This window comes from Asanoa ferruginea, from assembly GCF_003387075.1.
Lineage (GTDB): Bacteria > Actinomycetota > Actinomycetes > Mycobacteriales > Micromonosporaceae > Asanoa > Asanoa ferruginea.
On the sequence record NZ_QUMQ01000001.1, the window covers coordinates 602,158 to 618,796 of the forward strand.

Annotated in this window: 14 protein-coding genes; 8 read left to right on the top strand and 6 right to left on the bottom strand. The window is 68.9% G+C overall.

Annotation, left to right across the window (positions count from 1 at the left end; translation table 11 throughout):
- Positions 1-16 precede the first annotated feature (16 nt).
- The 6 genes from DFJ67_RS02960 (at position 17) to DFJ67_RS02985 (ending at position 7,367) form a co-directional block, all read left to right on the top strand.
- Positions 17-832: a LacI family DNA-binding transcriptional regulator gene (locus DFJ67_RS02960; RefSeq protein WP_116066445.1), complete on the top strand. Its 816-nt coding sequence runs from the start codon at positions 17-19 to the stop codon at positions 830-832.
- Between the two features lie 128 nt (positions 833-960).
- Positions 961-2,265 (top strand): ABC transporter substrate-binding protein, encoded by a 1,305-nt coding sequence (locus DFJ67_RS02965; protein WP_116066446.1) that lies wholly within the window; start codon positions 961-963, stop codon positions 2,263-2,265.
- Positions 2,262-3,134, top strand: coding sequence for a carbohydrate ABC transporter permease (locus tag DFJ67_RS02970; protein ID WP_116066447.1), 873 nt, complete (start codon positions 2,262-2,264; stop codon positions 3,132-3,134). The genes DFJ67_RS02965 and DFJ67_RS02970 overlap by 4 nt, the downstream gene beginning before the upstream one ends.
- The gene (locus DFJ67_RS02975; RefSeq protein WP_239096954.1) at positions 3,131-3,952 is read left to right on the top strand and encodes a carbohydrate ABC transporter permease; all 822 of its coding nucleotides are present in this window, start codon (positions 3,131-3,133) and stop codon (positions 3,950-3,952) included. The genes DFJ67_RS02970 and DFJ67_RS02975 overlap by 4 nt, the downstream gene beginning before the upstream one ends.
- A gap of 20 nt (positions 3,953-3,972) precedes the next feature.
- Complete coding sequence (locus DFJ67_RS02980; protein ID WP_116075552.1) at positions 3,973-6,378, top strand: glycoside hydrolase family 2 protein; 2,406 nt, start codon at positions 3,973-3,975, stop codon at positions 6,376-6,378.
- Between the two features lie 5 nt (positions 6,379-6,383).
- The gene (locus tag DFJ67_RS02985; protein ID WP_116066448.1) at positions 6,384-7,367 is read left to right on the top strand and encodes a glycoside hydrolase family 26 protein; all 984 of its coding nucleotides are present in this window, start codon (positions 6,384-6,386) and stop codon (positions 7,365-7,367) included.
- 25 nt (positions 7,368-7,392) lie between these two features.
- Here the strand turns inward: DFJ67_RS02985 and DFJ67_RS02990 are convergent, their stop codons facing one another.
- Complete coding sequence (locus tag DFJ67_RS02990; RefSeq protein WP_239096953.1) at positions 7,393-8,358, bottom strand: diacylglycerol/lipid kinase family protein; 966 nt, start codon at positions 8,356-8,358, stop codon at positions 7,393-7,395.
- A 143-nt stretch (positions 8,359-8,501) separates the two neighbouring features.
- Here DFJ67_RS02990 and DFJ67_RS02995 point away from each other — a divergent pair, with 143 nt between their 5' ends.
- Positions 8,502-9,710 carry an AI-2E family transporter gene (locus tag DFJ67_RS02995; protein ID WP_239096952.1) on the top strand — a complete coding sequence of 403 codons (1,209 nt, stop codon included), beginning with the start codon at positions 8,502-8,504 and terminating at the stop codon, positions 9,708-9,710.
- Here the strand turns inward: DFJ67_RS02995 and DFJ67_RS03000 are convergent.
- Positions 9,673-10,179: a septum formation family protein gene (locus DFJ67_RS03000; RefSeq protein ID WP_116066450.1), complete on the bottom strand. Its 507-nt coding sequence runs from the start codon at positions 10,177-10,179 to the stop codon at positions 9,673-9,675. The genes DFJ67_RS02995 and DFJ67_RS03000 overlap by 38 nt on opposite strands.
- An 89-nt stretch (positions 10,180-10,268) precedes the next feature.
- Here DFJ67_RS03000 and DFJ67_RS03005 point away from each other — a divergent pair, with 89 nt between their 5' ends.
- The gene (locus tag DFJ67_RS03005) at positions 10,269-11,489 is read left to right on the top strand and encodes a DUF6884 domain-containing protein (protein WP_116066451.1); all 1,221 of its coding nucleotides are present in this window, start codon (positions 10,269-10,271) and stop codon (positions 11,487-11,489) included.
- Positions 11,490-11,522: 33 nt separating this feature from the next.
- Here the strand turns inward: DFJ67_RS03005 and DFJ67_RS03010 are convergent, their stop codons facing one another.
- From DFJ67_RS03010 to DFJ67_RS03025, 4 genes are all read right to left on the bottom strand, one after another.
- Complete coding sequence (locus tag DFJ67_RS03010; protein WP_203783043.1) at positions 11,523-12,692, bottom strand: ROK family transcriptional regulator; 1,170 nt, start codon at positions 12,690-12,692, stop codon at positions 11,523-11,525.
- Between the two features lie 88 nt (positions 12,693-12,780).
- Positions 12,781-14,277 (bottom strand): glycoside hydrolase family 36 protein, encoded by a 1,497-nt coding sequence (locus DFJ67_RS03015; protein ID WP_116066452.1) that lies wholly within the window; start codon positions 14,275-14,277, stop codon positions 12,781-12,783.
- A gap of 87 nt (positions 14,278-14,364) precedes the next feature.
- A complete protein-coding gene (locus DFJ67_RS03020) occupies positions 14,365-15,723 on the bottom strand; it encodes an ABC transporter substrate-binding protein (RefSeq protein ID WP_116066453.1) in 1,359 nt (452 codons plus the stop codon).
- A 25-nt stretch (positions 15,724-15,748) separates the two neighbouring features.
- Positions 15,749-16,633, bottom strand: a complete 885-nt coding sequence (locus tag DFJ67_RS03025) for a carbohydrate ABC transporter permease (RefSeq protein ID WP_116066454.1) — start codon at positions 16,631-16,633, stop codon at positions 15,749-15,751.
- Between the last annotated feature and the right edge of the window lie 6 nt (positions 16,634-16,639).

Below are 16,639 nucleotides of genomic sequence, written 5' to 3' on the forward strand. Positions count from 1 at the left end.
ACAGGGGGGTCGATCGGTGACGCAGCCGCGGCGGGTCGGCCTCGTACTGGCGCGTGCCTCCCGGGTGCTCGGCGAGGAGCCCTACTACCACGAGTTCATCGAGGGTCTTGAGCGCGTGCTCACTCCCGCCGGCGTCTCGGTGCTGATCAAGGTGGTCACCGACCGGGCCGCGGAGAGCGCGACCTACGAGCAATGGGCCGCGCGGCAGCGGGTCGATGGCGTGATCCTGGTCGACCTCGTGCCGGGCGACGACCGGGTCGACCTGGTCGGCCGGCTGGCGCTGCCGGCCGTGGTGATCGGCGACCCGTCCACGGCGCCAGACCTGTCAACGGTGTGGACCGACGACGCCGGGTTCGCCCACGAGGTCGTGGGGTTCCTGGCTGGCCTCGGACACCGGGTGATCGGCCACGTCAACGGTCCACCGACGTTGGCGCACACGCAGCTGCGGCGGGCCGGCTTCGACGCGGCCGCCGAGGGGCTGACCGTCCTGCGGGCCGACGGCGACTATTCGCACGAGGCCGGCTACGCCGCCACCGAACACCTGCTGGCGGGCCGGCCAACGGCGATCGTTTACGACAACGACGTGATGGCGATCGCCGGTCTGGTGGCGCTCCGCGACCGCGGGCTCCGCGTCCCCGGCGACGTCGCCGTGGTCGCCTGGGACGACTCGGCGCAGTGCCAGTTGGCCGTCCCGGCGCTGTCGGCGATGAGCCACGACGTCGGCCGGATCGGCGAGTTGGCGGCCGGCGCGATCCTGGGCGCGATGGCCGGCGCACCCGTCACGGTCTACGAGGCGCCGCACGCCCACATCGTGGCCCGCGAGAGCACCTGAGCGAACGTGCTGGTCAGCAGCGGCTTTCCAAGCCTTGGGATTACTTAAATTAATAATCAATGCTTGACACGGGCGTAACACCCGCCCCATGCTCATCCGCATCGATCGATCAGAAGGACGGATGCGTGATGATCAATAGAAGGCAGTTCCTCGGGTTCGGCGCGGCCGCCGGACTGGCACTCGTGGCCGGCTGCACCGGCGGCGCGGGCGACGACGAGACCGACTCCAGCGCCGAGATCACCGGCCCGATCACGGTCCTCACCAACCGGACCGACCTGGCCAACAGCGCGCTCCCCGCGTACGCCAAGACGTTCGAAGCCAAATATCCCGGCACGAAGGTGACCTTCGAGGCCGTCACCAACTACGAGGGTGACGTCACCACCCAGCTCAGTTCCGGCGACTACGGCGACGTGCTGCTGATCCCCAACACCGTGCCGGTCGAACAGTTGCCGTCGTTCTTCGAGCCGCTGGGCGACCTGGCCGACCTCAAGACCAAATACCGGTTCACCGACGAGAAGGCGTACGACGGAAAGGTCTATGGGCTTTCGCTCGGTGGTGTCGCCTCGGGCGTGGTGGTCAACAAGCGGATCTGGCAGCAGGCCGGCATCACCGCGCCGCCGAAGACGCCCGAGGAGTTCCTGGCCGGGCTCAAAGCCGTCGCCGCGCGCACCGACGCCGTGCCCTACTACACCAACTACAAAGACGGTTGGCCGCTGAGCATCTGGAACAGCCAGCGGGCGATCCTCGGTGATCCCACCATCAACGAGACGTTCCCGACCGATCCGACACCGTGGCAGGCGGGCAAGATCCAATACATCACGGACGGTCTGCTGTACGACCTCGTCGCGGCCAAGCTCAGCGAGAAGGACCCGCTGACGACCAACTGGGAAGGCTCCAAGCCGATGATCGCGACCGGCAAGGTGGCCACCATGCTGCTCGGCTCGTGGGCCGTGCCGCAAATGAAGGACGCGGCGAAGGCGGCCAACGCCAACCCCGACGACATCGCCTTCTGGCCGTTCCCCTACCAGGTCGGCGGGAAGTTCCACTCCCGGATCGAGGGCGACTACAAGGGCGCGGTCAGCCTGTCGTCCAAGAACAAGGCGACCGCGCGGGCCTGGCTCGACTGGTTCGTCACCGAGTCCGGCTTCGCGACCGACCAGCAGGCCGTCCCGACGCTCGCCAGCAGCTCGCTGCCCGAGACGCTGAAAGCCTTCCAGGACACCGGCGTCGACCTCGTCGAGATTCCCGCGGCGACCGCCAACGCCGGCAAAGAAGACGAGATCATCAAAGAGTCCGAAGTGGACCTGACCGGCAACATCTACCGGCAGAAGCTGGTCGACATCGCCCGCGGCGCCGCCAAGGGTGACAAGGACTCCTACTTCGCCGAGCTCAACCGGCGGTGGGGCAAGGTCCAGGCCGGAATCATGAAATGACGACGCTCCGCCGCCGGTTCGGTCCCTGGCTCTACCTGGCACCGGCGTTGGTCCTGCTGATCACCTTCACCTACGTGCCGGTCGGGAACATGGTCTGGTACAGCTTCCACAAGTGGGACGGGCTGAGCACCACCATGGACCCGGTCGGCTGGGACAACTACGTCCGGGTCTTCACCGACGAGCGCTACTGGCGGGTCTTCCTGATCAGCCTCTACTACTTCGCGGCCTCGTTCGTGCAGATCGCGCTGGCCCTCTACTTCGCGGTCGTGCTCTCGTTCAACGTCCGGTTCCGCAACCTGTTCAAGGGCATCCTCTTCTTCCCCTACCTGTTGAACGGGGTGGCCGTCGGGTTCGTCTTCCTCTACCTCTTCCAGCCCGGCGGCACGCTCGACACCGTGCTGGGCGCGGTCGGCCTGGGCGAGCACACCCGCTACTGGCTGGGCGACCCCGACATCGCCAACATCTCGCTGGCCGGCACCTCGGTCTGGCGGTTCACCGGCCTCAGCTTCGTGCTGTTCCTGGGCGCGATCCAGTCGATACCGGGCGAGATCTACGAGGCCGCCGAGCTCGACGGCGCGAGCCGGTGGCACCAGTTCCGTTACATCATCGCGCCGGGCATCCGGCGCATCATCAGCCTGTCGTTCATCCTGGCGATCTCCGGCAGCCTGAGCGTCTTCGAGATCCCGTTCATCATGACCGGCGGCGCCAACGACACCCGCACGTTCGTCATCCAGGCCTACGAGACGGCCTTCCAGTTCCGGCAGTTCGGGCTCGCCTCGGCGATGGCCGTCGTGCTGCTGGCCGTCGTGCTCATCGTGACCTGGATCCAGCGCCGGCTCGTGCCCGACGAGGAGGTGACCCTCTCGTGAAGCGGGCAGCCGGCATCGCGAAGTATGCCTCGCTCGTGCTCGCCTCGGCGGTCGTGCTCGTCCCGCTCGTGGTGGTGCTGTTCGCGGCGTTCAAGACGCACGCCGAATACAGCACCAGCGGGCCGCTCACGCCGCCCTCGAACTGGCTCAACGTCAGCAACTTCGCTACCGCGTGGACCGACGGGCACATGCTCCGCGGGTTCTGGAACACCACGATCATCCTGGTCGTCTCGCTGACCGGGACCGTCGTGGTCGGCACGCTCGCGGCGTACGCGATCAGCCGGCTCTCCTTTCCCTTCAAGCGGTTGGTTCTCGGCCTGTTCCTGGTGGCCGCGCTGGTGCCCGGGGTGACCACCCAGGTGGCGACCTACCAGATCGTCAAGTCGATGGGCCTGGTCAACTCGCTGTGGTCGACGATCGTGCTGTTCACCGGCACCGACATCGTGGCGATCTACATCTTCATCCAGTTCATGCAGTCGATCCCGCGCAGCCTCGACCAGGCGGCCCTGATCGACGGCGCGTCGCGGTTCACCATCTACCGCCGGATCATCCTGCCGTTGATGCGGCCGGCGATCGCGACTGTCGTGATCATCAAGGGCATCGCGGTCTACAACGAGTTCTACCTGCCGTTCCTGTATCTGCGGTCGCCCAACCTCGCGGTCATCTCGACGGCGCTGTTCCGGTTCAAGGGGCCATACGGCGCGCAGTGGGAGACCATCGCCGCCTGCACGATGATCGTCATCCTGCCGACCGTCGTTATCTTCCTGCTGCTCCAACGGTTCATCTACAACGGCATCACGGCCGGAGCCACGAAGTGAACCTCCAGAAAGGACGCTCGATGATCGCGGCAGTTGAGCTCGGCGGCGCGTGGACGCTGCGTGCCGCCGACGGCGCGGAGACACCGGCGACCGTGCCCGGCTGCGTGCACGTCGACCTGATGAACGCCGGCACGCTAGCCGACCCGTTCGTCGACGACAACGAGCTGGCCGCCGCGTGGGTCGGGCACGCCGACTGGACCTACGAGCGCGACGTCGCCTGGACCGGGCCCGCCCACGAGCGGGTCGAGCTGGTTTTCGAGGGCCTCGACACGGTGGCCCGGGTCGAGCTCGACGGCACGGTGCTCGGGTCGACCCGCAACATGCACCGGTCCTACCGGTTCGACGTCACCGGGCTCGTCGACGCCCGGCCGCGCCCCCTGCGGGTCCACTTCACCTCGGCGTACGCGGAGGCGGAACGCGTACGCGGCCAGCTCGGGCCACGCCCCAACTCCTATCCCGAGCCGTTCAACTTCATCCGCAAGATGGCCTGCTCGTTCGGCTGGGACTGGGGTCCCACGCTGGTCACCGCCGGCATCTGGCGGCCGGTGCGGCTCGAGGGATGGAGCACGGCGCGGCTGGCCGCGGTGCGGCCGCTGGCCACCTACGCCGACGGTCGGGGCTACCTCGACCTGACGCTCGACATCGACCGCACCGGGCCGCACGCCGTGACCGCGCAGGTCCTGCTCGACGGCCGCGAGATAGCCGTTGTGGAGGGTGCCGGCGGCCGGATCCGCCTGCCGGTCGACGGGGTCGAGCCCTGGTGGCCCCGCGGGCACGGCGACCAGCCGCGCTACGAGCTCACCGTGGTGCTGCGCCACGACGGCGCGGTGCTCGACGAGTGGAGTCGGCTCGTCGGCTTCCGCGGTGTCACCATCGACCGGTCTCCTGACCAGACCGGGCACCGGTTCGTCGTCCACGTCAACGGGTCGCCGATTCTGGTGAAGGGCGTCAACTGGATCCCCGACGACATCTTCCCGGCCCGGATGACCCGGTCACGCTACGCGCGGAGGTTGCGCGAGGCGGCCGCGGCCGGGGTCAACCTGATCCGGGTCTGGGGCGGCGGCATCTACGAGAGCCGCGACTTCTACGAGGTGTGCGACGAGCTCGGGCTGATGGTGTGGCAGGACTTCCTCTTCGCCTGCGCCTGCTATCCCGAGGAGGAGCCGCTGCGCTCCGAGGTGATCGCCGAGGCTCGGGAGAACGTCACCCGGCTCTCGCCCCACCCCAGCCTGATCACCTGGTGCGGCAACAACGAGAACCTCTGGCTGCGGAAGGCGGAGGGTTGGGAGGCGCAGCCCGGCGGCGACCGGAGCTGGGGCGACGACTACTACCTGCGGGTGCTGCCGTGGATCGTCGCCGAGCTCGACCCGTCCCGGCCCTATCAGGCGGGCAGCCCGTGGTCGGGGTCGTGGCAGCACGAGCCGAACGACCCCGACCACCAGACGTTCCACTCGTGGGACGTGTGGAACCGCGAGGACTACGCGCATTACCGCGACTCCGCGCCGCGTTTCGTGGCCGAGTTCGGGTGGCAGGCGCCACCCGCCTGGCGCACGCTGCGCGACGCGATCTCCGACGATCCGCTGCTGCCGGACTCGCCGGGCATGCTGCACCACCAGAAGGCGGCCGACGGCAACGGCAAGCTCGCCCGTGGACTGGCGCCGCATTTCCCGCCGCACCGCGGTGTCGAGGCCTGGCACTATCTGACGCAGCTCAACCAGGTGCGGGCGGTGCGGACCGGGATCGAGCACTGGCGGTCGCACTGGCCGCACACCGGCGGCACGATCCTGTGGCAGCTCAACGACCTGTGGCCGGTCACCTCTTGGGCCGCCATCGACGGAGCCGGTCGCTTCAAGCCGCTCTACTTCGCGCTGCGGGAGCTCTACGCGCCGCGCGCCCTCACCATCCAGCCCCGCGGTGACGGCTTGGCCGTGGCGGTGCTCAACGACAGCCCCGCGCCGTGGGCCGGCGTTCTCGGTGTGGATCGGCGGGACCTCAGCGGGACGGTGCGTTCGTCCTTCATGGAGCCGGTCGAGGTGGCGCCGCGGTCGGTCGCGCTGGTCGCTTTGCCGGAGCGGCTGCTCGCCGACGCGGAGCTCCTCGTCGCCCGGCTCGACGAGTCCCGCGCCTTCTGGTTCCCCGCCGGCCAAACCGTGCCGCCGGCCGATCCCGGCCTCAGCTACGAGGTGGAGCCGGTCGACGGCGGGCTCGACGTGCACGTGCACACCGTCGGCCTCGCCCGCGACCTGCTTCTCCAGCCTGACCGCGTACACCCGGAAGCGGTTGTCGACCAGGGTTTTGTGACCCTGCTGCCGGGCGAGTCCACCACCTTCCGGGTACGCGCGCCCGCGGCCCTCGACGCCGGCCTGGTCAAAGCCCCGTGGGTGCTCACCGAGCTCGCCACGGTCCTCATCCCCCGAGAGGAGTAGCCCTCATGAAAGTCGCCCGTCCCCTCGCCGCCGTCTTCGCGGCCCTCCTGATCGGCACCGCCATGCCCGGACCCGCACAGGCTTTCGCGCCCACCTCGAAGGCCACCGTCCTCAACTACCTGCGGTCCATCACCGGCTCCAGCATCGTGGCCGGCCAGCACAACAAGGAACCCGCGACCCTGCCCGGCCAATACACCCAGCAGGTGCACGACATCACCGGGCAGTGGCCGGGCCTGTGGGGTGGCGACCTGATGTTCCGCTCCGTCGACCAGGCCAACCGCCAGCGCGTCATCGACCAGGCCAAGACCGAGTGGCGCAACGGCTCGCTGGTCGCCCTGACCTGGCACGCCTGCTCGCCGACGGTCGGCGCCACCTGCGAGTTCGAGGGCGGCGTGAAGACGCAGATCAGCGCCGCGCAGTTCCAGCAGATCGTCACCGGCGGCACCGCGCTCAACCAGACCTGGCGCAGCCGGATGGCGGCCGTGGTGCCCTACCTGCGGCAGCTGAAGGACGCCGGCGTGCCCGTGCTCTGGCGGCCGTTCCACGAGATGAACGAGGGCTGGAACTGGTGGGGCGGCCGCCCCGGCGCCAACGGCGGCTCGAAGATCTTCCAGCAGATGCGGGACTACTTCGACAGCCAGGGCCTCGACAACCTGATCTGGGTGTGGAACGTCCAGGACAACCCGGCCGGCGGCTGGGCCAATTACTACCCCGGCAGCAACTACGTCGACGTGGTGTCGCTCGACGCCTGGTACAAGAACTACCCGTCGACGGGCGACTACCAGCAGATCCAGTCGATCGCCGCGGGGAAGCCGATCGCCATCGCCGAGATGGGCAAGGTGCCGACCGCGTCCCTGCTGGCCAGCCAGCCCCGCTGGACCTACTTCATGATCTGGTCTGAGCAGTTGCGCGGCAACAACACGAATGCCGAGATCCAGACGTGTTACTACCTCCCCCGGGTGCTAAGTCAGGGTGAGGTCCGGATCTGAGCCTGTTTCGCGCGGCGCGGCCCCGTCACAGCGTTGTGGCGGGGCTGCTCTGCTCTTCTCGCTCGGCTCCGCGCTTTGCCGCCGCGTCGGCGTCCACGGTGAGGTCGGGGTGTTCGGCGGGTTGCGGCACGCACAGCCAGACGGCCTCCGGGCGCACCTCGGCCCTCAGCTTGTTGCCGGGGTCGATGACGTCCCCGTCGAGTTGCCTTGGCTGTGGCCGGTTGCTGACGACCTCGACCCGCGCGCCGCGCAGCACCTGCATCGACGGCACTCTCGGGCTGCGGCGCAGCACGGCCCAGCCCAGGGCGGCCCAGTGCCGAAGGGTGCGCGGGGTGAGCACGGCGACGTCGAGCAGGCCGTCGTCGGGCGCCGCGTCGGTCAGCAGCCGCACCCCACCCTGGAGGCGGCCGACGTTCGCGATCAGCACCGACCGGGCGCGGCGCCGCATCGGCTCGCCGTCGTCCACCCGGATCGTCAGGCGCATCGGCCGGTCCTTGAGGTGCCGCATGGCACCCAACACGTAGGCCGGCCAGCCGATGCGGGCCTTCGCCGTGTCCGAGGTCGCCTCGAGCATGTCGGCGTCGAAGCCCATCCCGGCCATCACGGCGAAATACTGGTCGTCGACCTGCCCAACGTCGATCTTGCGCTGGCCACCCTCGATCGCGACCTCGATGCCGGTGACCGTGTCCGTGGAGATGCCCAGGTTGGCGGCAAGCAAGTTGCCGGTGCCGGCCGGCAGGATCGCCATCGCCGCGTCGGTGTCGACCAGCGCGCCCAGTGCCGACATCACGGTGCCGTCACCGCCGCAGACGAACACGACCGTGGCGCCTGCCTCGACCGCGGTGCGGGTCTGGCCGTAGCCGGGATCGTCGGGAGTCGTCTCCAGCCATCGCGGTGCGGGCCAACCCGCGGTGGCCAACGCGCCGTTCACCTGCTCCCGGAGCAGGTCCAGGTCGTCGACCTTCGTCGGGTTGAACACGACCGCCGACATCGGCGACCGATCCTGGCGAGTGGTTGGCATCAGGTTCCTGTCCGGTTCGTCATGGATCCCGTCTGGTTCAGGTACCGTTTGCCCCGCCCGGGCCCGGGGTAACCGCAACCGTGATGCGTCACTCCGGCGCGCGAGGAGCCGCAGTGACCATCGCTACGCAAGCCGCCCGCTGGGTGGCCGAACGACGCGCCGCCGCCGCTCGTGACGCCGCGCCGCCACCGTTTGTGTCGAGCCCGCTCGTCGTCGTCCGGCAGCGGGAATCCGTCGACGACGACGTTCCGCAGGGCCTGCGCGCCGCCGCGGCGTGGGCGTGGCGCGGCATCCTGCTCGTCGTCGCCGCGTACCTCCTGTTGAAGGTCATCGGTCTGCTGAGCGCCGTGGTGATCCCGATCGCGGTGGCCGTGCTGCTCGCCGCGTTGCTGGAACCGGCCGCGGCCGGGTTACGCGCGCGGGGCATGAACCGATCCCTCGCCTCGGCCCTGGTGCTCGTGACCGGCCTGGTGGTCGTGTTCGGCGGGCTGGGGCTGATCGTCTGGACCTTCGTCTCCCAACTCGACGAACTGGCCGCTCAGGTCCGTGCCGGCGTCGGCACGGTCGAGGCCTGGCTGGCGAACGGGCCGCTGGCGATCTCCCAGGTCGAGCTGAGCGCCGCCGCCGACAACCTTCAGCGGAAGATCGCCGGCAACCAGAGCGCGGTCGCGTCCGGCGCGCTCAGCACCGCCGCCACGGCCGGTGAGCTGCTCGGCGGCTTCTTCCTGGTCCTCTTCAGCCTGTTCTTCTTCCTGCGCGACGGAGCCCGGATCTGGCGGTTCCTCTGCCGGCTGCTCCCCCGCGCGGCTCGGCTGCCAACGGCCCGCGCCGGCCACTACGCCTGGCACACCCTCGTGTCCTACGTGCGGGCAACGGTGTTCGTGGCGTTCGTCGACGCGGTCGGCATCGGGGCGGGCCTGCTGATCCTGCGGGTTCCGCTCGCCCTGCCGCTCACGGCGCTGGTCTTCCTCAGCTCGTTCATCCCCGTCATCGGCGCCACCGTCTCCGGCGTCGTCGCGGTGCTGGTCGCCCTGGTGGCCAACGGCCCGGTGGCGGCCTTGATCGTGCTGGCCATCGTCATCGGAGTGCAACAACTCGAAGGCAACGTCTTGCAACCCATGATCATGGGCCGGGCCGTGTCGCTGCACCCGCTGGCCATCCTGCTCGCCATCTCCATCGGGATCGTGGTGGCCGGCGTCGTCGGCGGCCTGGTCGCCGTGCCGATCCTGGCCGTGGCCAACACCGCGATCCGCTATCTGCTTGACCAGTCGGCCGGGTCCAGCTCTAACGGTGCAGCGTCCCCGTCCGTGGCCCGTCCGTGAACGCGGCGAAGCAGGTGACGGTGCGGGCGCCGGAGTTCCAGGCGGGCTGCTCGGGATAAAGGACTCCGAGATTGACCGTTTCGTCGTCGACGAAGGCCGGCGCCCATTTCTGTAGTTCCTCCGCGCACTGAGTGCCCTGAATGTCGAGCAACTCCTTCTGCGTCGGGAAGGGCCGCGTCCGGTCGAGCCGGACGTTGCCGACAACCTCGGCGTTGTGCGGGCTCTCGCACGCGATGGCGGTGACCTTGGTGATCACCTCGAGGTCCGGGATCTCCTTGATGCACTGACCCACGAACAACGAGTCCGCCGCGAACCGGTAGTCGTCACGGTGCAGGCTCTTCTGATCGATATGGTTGACCACACCGAAACAGCCGACCGCGACGATGACGACCGACGTCACCACCGAACCGATCATGATGCGGCGCCGGCGTCGCTTGCGCAGAAGCTCAGGATGGATCTCGTCGGTCACCGGCGGAACGCTAGTGCATCGGTGGGTGTCAGGGGGCGACGAGGGCAGCTAATACGCTGAGTGCGGGATCCGTGGTGAACACTGGTGCGATGGCACAGTGGAAGCCGCTGCAGGACGCGCTTGGCAAGGCCGAGAGTCCGGTCCAGCTGGCCTGGTCGGAGCTTGAGCTGATTGTCGGTCGGCTGCCTCCCTCGGCCGCCAAGCACCGCGCGTGGTGGTCCGGCGATCGCCCGCACGTCAAGGCGTGGCGCGCGGCCGGCTACACCGTCACCGACCTTGTCCTGGGCGAAACGGTCACGTTCGTCCGGACCAGCGAACCAGATCAGCCGCCGCCTTCAGACGCTGATCTGCTGCTGGTCACCTGCGTCAAGGACAAGCTCAACGTGCCGGCGGCCGCCGCTGACCTTTATGTCTCCGCCCTTTTCAAGAAGGAACGCGCGTTCGCTGAGCGGAAGGGCCTGCCCTGGTTCATCCTGTCCGCGGAGCATGGGCTGGTGGCACCCGGTGAGTGGTTGGCGCCCTACGACCGCTACCTGCCGGACACACCAGCGAGCTATCGCGCGGTGTGGGGCAACTGGGTGGTGGAGCGCCTCGAACTCTTGGCCGGCCCACTGCGCGGACGCGTCGTCGAGGTGCACGCCTCGGCGGCCTACGTCGACGCCATAGCGAAACCGATGAGTGCCAAGGGCGCCACCCTCCTCGACCCGCTACGCGGACTGACGCTCGGCCAACGACTCGCGTGGTACGGGACCGGGCTCGACGTCTCGTATGTCGACGCCGGGCCATTCGTGCAGCGGTTACGGTCGCACGAGGTCGCGGAAGCACCGAGCGAGTTCCTGCAACGCCAGGGCGTCGGTCTACGCGTCGCGGGTCTCTACAGCTGGTGGATCGACGCGGCAGGGGCGGCCGACCTGTCCCGGGGACTGGGGTTGCCGATCTCGGCGGGTCTCATCTACGCCGGCCTCGCCGGCGCCACCAGGTGGCCAAGCGGCAAGCGGTCCACGAACACGCTCTGGGCGCGCATCGCGGGCATGCACCTCGGCGGAAACCACGAGTTCTCCACCTTCCGGCGCACGCTGGGCGCGGCTCTGGCCAACGCGGCCCAGAGCGAGAGCATCGACGAAGCGCGGCTCACCGCGTGGATGCGTGACCATCTGAAGGTCGTCGCCGTGCCCTACGCGGATGCCGACACGCTGGGCCGGCTCGAGGAGGCCGTACTCAAAGCGCTCGACCCACCACTCAACCTCAAGGGCATGTCGCAGACACCGGTCCGGGCTCGGCTCACGCAGCTGCGCAGCAAGCACCACTGACGATCGACCACGCCGGAGCAGCGCACCCGGTCGCTACTGGCGGCGCGGTGCTACTGGTGCGGAGAGGCCGGCGCTGAACAGGCGGGCGTCGACCTCGTTGAGCGACAGCTTCAGCGCACCGAGCGCGACCGAATCCGCCCCCAGCGTGGACGCCCGCACCTCGGGCATCCGCAGGCACAACCGCTCGAGTTCGGTGCGCAACGGTTCGAGCACGAGATCTGCCGAGCGGGAGAAGCCGCCGCCGAAGATGACTACCTGCGGGTCGAGGGTTAGCACCAGCGCGGCCGCGCCGACCGCCAAGTCCTTGACGTAGCGGTTGACCGCGCCGCGGGCCGCGCGGTTGCCGTCGCGGGCCGCGTTGAAGACCCACGCCGCCGCGTCGTCCGGGCCGACGGAGGAAGGGACGCCGGGGCAGTTTTGCAGGTGTTCGGGGGCGTTGAGCCAGCGGACCTGTTTCAGGGCGCCGATTTCGCCCGCCGCGCCGCCGTAGCCGCGGCGCAGCACGCCGTCGATGATCAGGCCCGCGCCGTTGCGCATGCCGGCGAGCAGATAGACGATGTCGTCGGCGTCGCTGGCCGCGCCCTTCCAGCGTTCGGCCAGGGCGGCCAGCTTGCAGTCGTTTTCCACCAGGACCGGGCACGCGAAACGGACGCCCAGGTGCGACGCCAAGTTGACGCTCTTCCAACCCGGCAGTGGCGTAAAGAAGCTGGTCTGGCCGGCCGCGTCGACCGCGCCGGTGACGGCGATCGTGACCGCCCAGATGTCGGACGGTGCCTTCCCGGCCTCGGCCACGCAGGCGTCGATGACGCTGTCGAGCTCGGCGAGCCGGGCCTCCGGGCCCGCGTCGGGGGCGACCGAATGGCGGACCGTGTGCACGATGTTGCCGTCGAGGTCGGCCAACAGGGCCAGTATTTTGTGCGCGCCCACGTCGATGCCGAGCACGTGGCCGGCGCCGGCGCGGAACTGGTAGCGGCGCGCGGGGCGGCCGACCGCACTGCTGGCACCGGGTTCGAGCACGCGGGCCCAACCGTCGGTGACCAGACCCTGCGCGATGACGTCGACGGCCGGGCGGGACAAGCCGGTGCGCTGCGACAACTCGGTGACCGTGGACGGCGGGTGGTCGCGCAGCGCACGCACGATGCTCAACGAGTTGAGCTCGCGCAGGCGCGACAGGTCTGCCCCGGTTGTCGCCAGCTCTGTCACGCCTTGTCCCTTGTTCCCTCGCGGGGGTGCCCGCCTAATACGCTTTGATCTTTACAAAATGAGTGGGTAACCGCAAGCCCACAGACTGTCACGAGATGGGGTACGCCCGCGACCCGGGCGAGATGGCGGCCGTGAAGTCGGCCTTGCGGCCGTCGATCGTGTATTCGTAGCGGCCCACCCGCCTGATCTCCGGCTGCGCCGACAGATAGGAACGCATGTCGGCGAGCTCGGCCGGGGTGAGCCAGCTCGGCGGGTCGGACACGGCCCGGAAGCGGCAGACGTCGGCCAGGTCGCGCAGCCAGCCGAGCTGCTGCTCGGTGAGCAGGTTGAGCCGGCTGCGGAAGTAGATGACGTCGGGGTCGACCTCGGCCAGCGGCTGGTGCCACAACCGGTGCACGGCGTTGACCACCGCGTTGCGGGCCATCGCGTCGGACGGGTCGTCGCTGGCGTAGTTCTGCCACATCGGCGCGACGTCGGGACCGCTGCGCAGGCCGTCGAGGATCCCCAGCGACGGCAACAGCATCGCACCGCTGCCGAGCAGGTAGACGTCGTCACCCGCGACCTCGCGGATCAGCGACAGAGCAGCACGGTAGGTCTCTTCCCGCTCGGCGCCGTCGGCCCGCGCGCCGAGTGCCACTCCGGCGTTGATGAAGTCGAGCTTGAGATATTTGAAACCCCACTCGTGGACGACCCGCTGGGTCAACTCGCCGAGATAGTCGAGCGCCGCCGGCCGGGACAGGTCGAGGGCGTGATACCCGCTCCCCCAGTTGTGACCCGCGATCACCGGCTCCCCGCGGCCGTCCCGGAGCAACAACGACGGGCGCTGCTGCGCGACCTGCGAGCCGGGCAGCGCGATGAACGGCGCCAGCCACAGCCCGGGAACCATGCCGGCGTCGACGATGCGGTCGGCCAGTGCCTTCATCCCCGACGGGAACTTCTGGTTGGGCTGCCAGTCGCCGACCAGCTGCTCCCAGCCGTCGTCGACCTGGACGACGTCGAACGGCAGGCCGCGCAGGTCGTCGATGTCGGCGTAGAGCTGCTGTTCGGTGATCCCCTCGTAGTAGGCGTACCAGGAACACCAGACGTTGCCCGCCCGCCGGTCGCGGCTGCCCAACCGGGCGGCCAGGTGCCGGGTGTAGGCGGCGAACACCTCGTCCTCCGGCCCGTACGCGACGAACCACGGGTGTGCGCCGTGTTCATACCAGCCGGCGATCGTGTCGACATCGGCCGACAGTCGCGGGCTGCCGAGGCCCAGCGCGCCGAGGAGCAGAACGTTGCCGTCGCCGGTGTCGAGGGCGGCCAGCGCCGAGGAGTGGTGCCGGGCCGGGTCGTCCCAGACGTCGTCGTCGGCGGTCAGCCGGCGCTGCGGGTTGGCGATGCGCAGCGGCGGCTCGGTCAGCCGCCGCCAGCCGCAGGGACTCCAGGAGTTGTGCCCGTGCCGGTAGAACAGGGCATCGCCCAGTCCGTGCAGCAGCGCGACGCGTCCTGGCGGCAGGATCAGGCCGCCGTCGGCTGCTTGCGGGCTGCCGGGGCCGTCGTGTTCGAGGGCGAAGGTGCGGCCGGCCAGCTCGATGAGCAGTGCCATGTTTCTCCTTGGCGGGTGAGGTGCGGGTGCAGGGGGGTGCGGCGGGTCAGAGGCGGCCCGCCGCACCCGGTTCGGGACGGTCGCGGGTTACTTGAACAGCGCGTTGACCTGTTCGTTGGCCTTCTTCAGCGCCGTGGCCGAGTCGGTCTGGCCGAGCACCGACGACTGGATCGCGTCCTGCACGATCTGGCTGACCTCGCTGCCGTGGTCGGTGATGGGAAGGAAGAACGTGCCGCCGGGCGCGGTCGCCTCGTCGATGAACGGCTGCACGTCACGACCCTTGGCCTCGTGCGCGGCGAGGGCCTTGTCGCTGGCCGTCTTGATGGCCGGGAAGACCACCGCGTTGCCGCCTACGATGTCCTGGCAGTCGGCGGAGGCGAGGAACTTGACCCACTTCCAGGCTTCGTTCTTGTGCTCGGTGCCGGCCCAGATCGCGTCGGACAGGCCGTTGATCGCCGACTTGCGGCCCTGCGGCCCGGCCGGCAGCGGTGCGAACGCGAACTTCACCTTCGCGCTGTCGCCGAGGTAGCTATTGATCATCCAGGAGCCGGTGATGGTCATGGCGCCCTTGCCGGCGTTGAGCAGCGCGTCGTTGGCGAGCGTCGAGGCCTTGTCCAGCCGCGGGCTGAAGCCCTTGTCGATGAGCTGCTTGTACCAGTCGATGACCTGCGCCAGCTTGGGGTCGTCGTACTTGTATTGCGTGCCCCACGGGTTCTTGTCGAGGTAGGTGAAGCCGAGCATGGCGGCGAAGTTGCCCCAGCCGTTCTGGCCCTGCGAACCGTCCTTGAACTCCGGCAGGAAGCCGAAGGTCTTCACCTTGGTCTTGTCGAACGCCGGGTCGAGTCCGTTGTGGCCGGCGGTGTCGACGGTGGCCTTGGCGATGACCTGCTGGAAGGTGCCGCCGTCGGTGGGGTTCCAGGTCAGGTCCTTGAGGCTGGCGGCGTCGATGCCCTGCGCCTTGAGGTAGTCGGTGTTGTAGACCACCGCCATCGTGTCCCAGTCCTTCGGCAGCCCGTAGCGCTTGCCGTCCTTGGTGAACAGGTCGGCCAGGCCCGCCTGGTATTGCGACAGGTCGACCTTGTCGGCGTCGACGAAGGGCTGCAGGTCGAGGATCTGGCCCGAGGTGACGAACTGCGGGTAGTAGGAGCCCTGGTTGGTCCACACGTCGGGCGCCTCGCCGGCGGCGACCTGGGTGGTCAGGTTCTGCCAGTACTGGTCCCAGGCCGACTGGGTGATCTTGACGGTGATGTTGGGGTTGTCGGCGTGGAACGCGTCGGCGCAGGCCTGGTAGGACGCCTTCTGGTTGTCGTCCCAGAGCCAGTAGTTCAGCGTGACGGCCTCACCGCTGGCCTCGTCGCCCGACGACGACTTGGAGCAGGCGGCGGCGAGCCCGGCGACGACGACCAGGGACAGGAACATGGCGCCGGCTCGTGATCTCCGGATCATTTCATCCTCTTTCTCTGCGGGTGGGTCACTTGCTTCCGGTGAAGTTCAGCGACTGGACCAGCCGCTTGCCCATGAAGACGAGCAGGATCAGAACGGGCAGGACCGACAGCGTCGAAGCGGCCATCAGCCCCGTCCAGTCAGGTGCGGTGTTGGGTGACTGCTGCCGGAACACGCCCAGCGCGACGGTCACGAGGCGGTTCTCCTCGCCGCGGCCGACCAGCAGCGGCCACAGGAAGTCCTTCCAGGCCCACACGATCGTGGTGAGCCCGATGGTGATCAGCGGGCCGCGGCTCATCGGCAGCGCGATGCGCCAGAAGATGCCCCACGGGCCGTTGCCGTCGAGGATGGCCGCCTCCTCCACGTCGCGCGGCAGCGACAGGAAGAACTGGCGCAGGAAGAACACCGCGAACGGCGTCATCAGGATCGTCGGCGCGACCATGCCGCCCATCGTGTTGATCAGGCCCAGGTCCTTGACCAGGATGAAGTTGGGCAGCAGCGTGAAGATCGGCGGCACCATCAGCGCGGCGATCAGGATCGCGAACACCGTGTCGCGGCCCGGGAAGCGCAGCCGCGCGAAGGCATAGCCGGCCATCGCGCAGAACAGCGTCTGGAACCCGGCGATCAGTCCACAGTAGATGACCGAGTTGAGCAGGTAGCGGGCGAAGTTGATGTGCGCGCCGGAGCCGCCGGCGGCGCGGGCCTCGGCCTCGGTGGTCAGGCCGAGCACCCGGGTGAAGTTGATGAACGTCGGGTCGTGCGGCAGCAGCGAGGCGTTGTCGGTGTAGAGGTCGGCGGCCGGGGTCAGCGCGGTGCGGATCATCCACCAGAACGGGAAGACCGTGACCACGACGAACAGGACCATCACCACCCAGGCGAAGGTACGGCTGGCACTGAAGTTCTTGATACGCATGCGTCA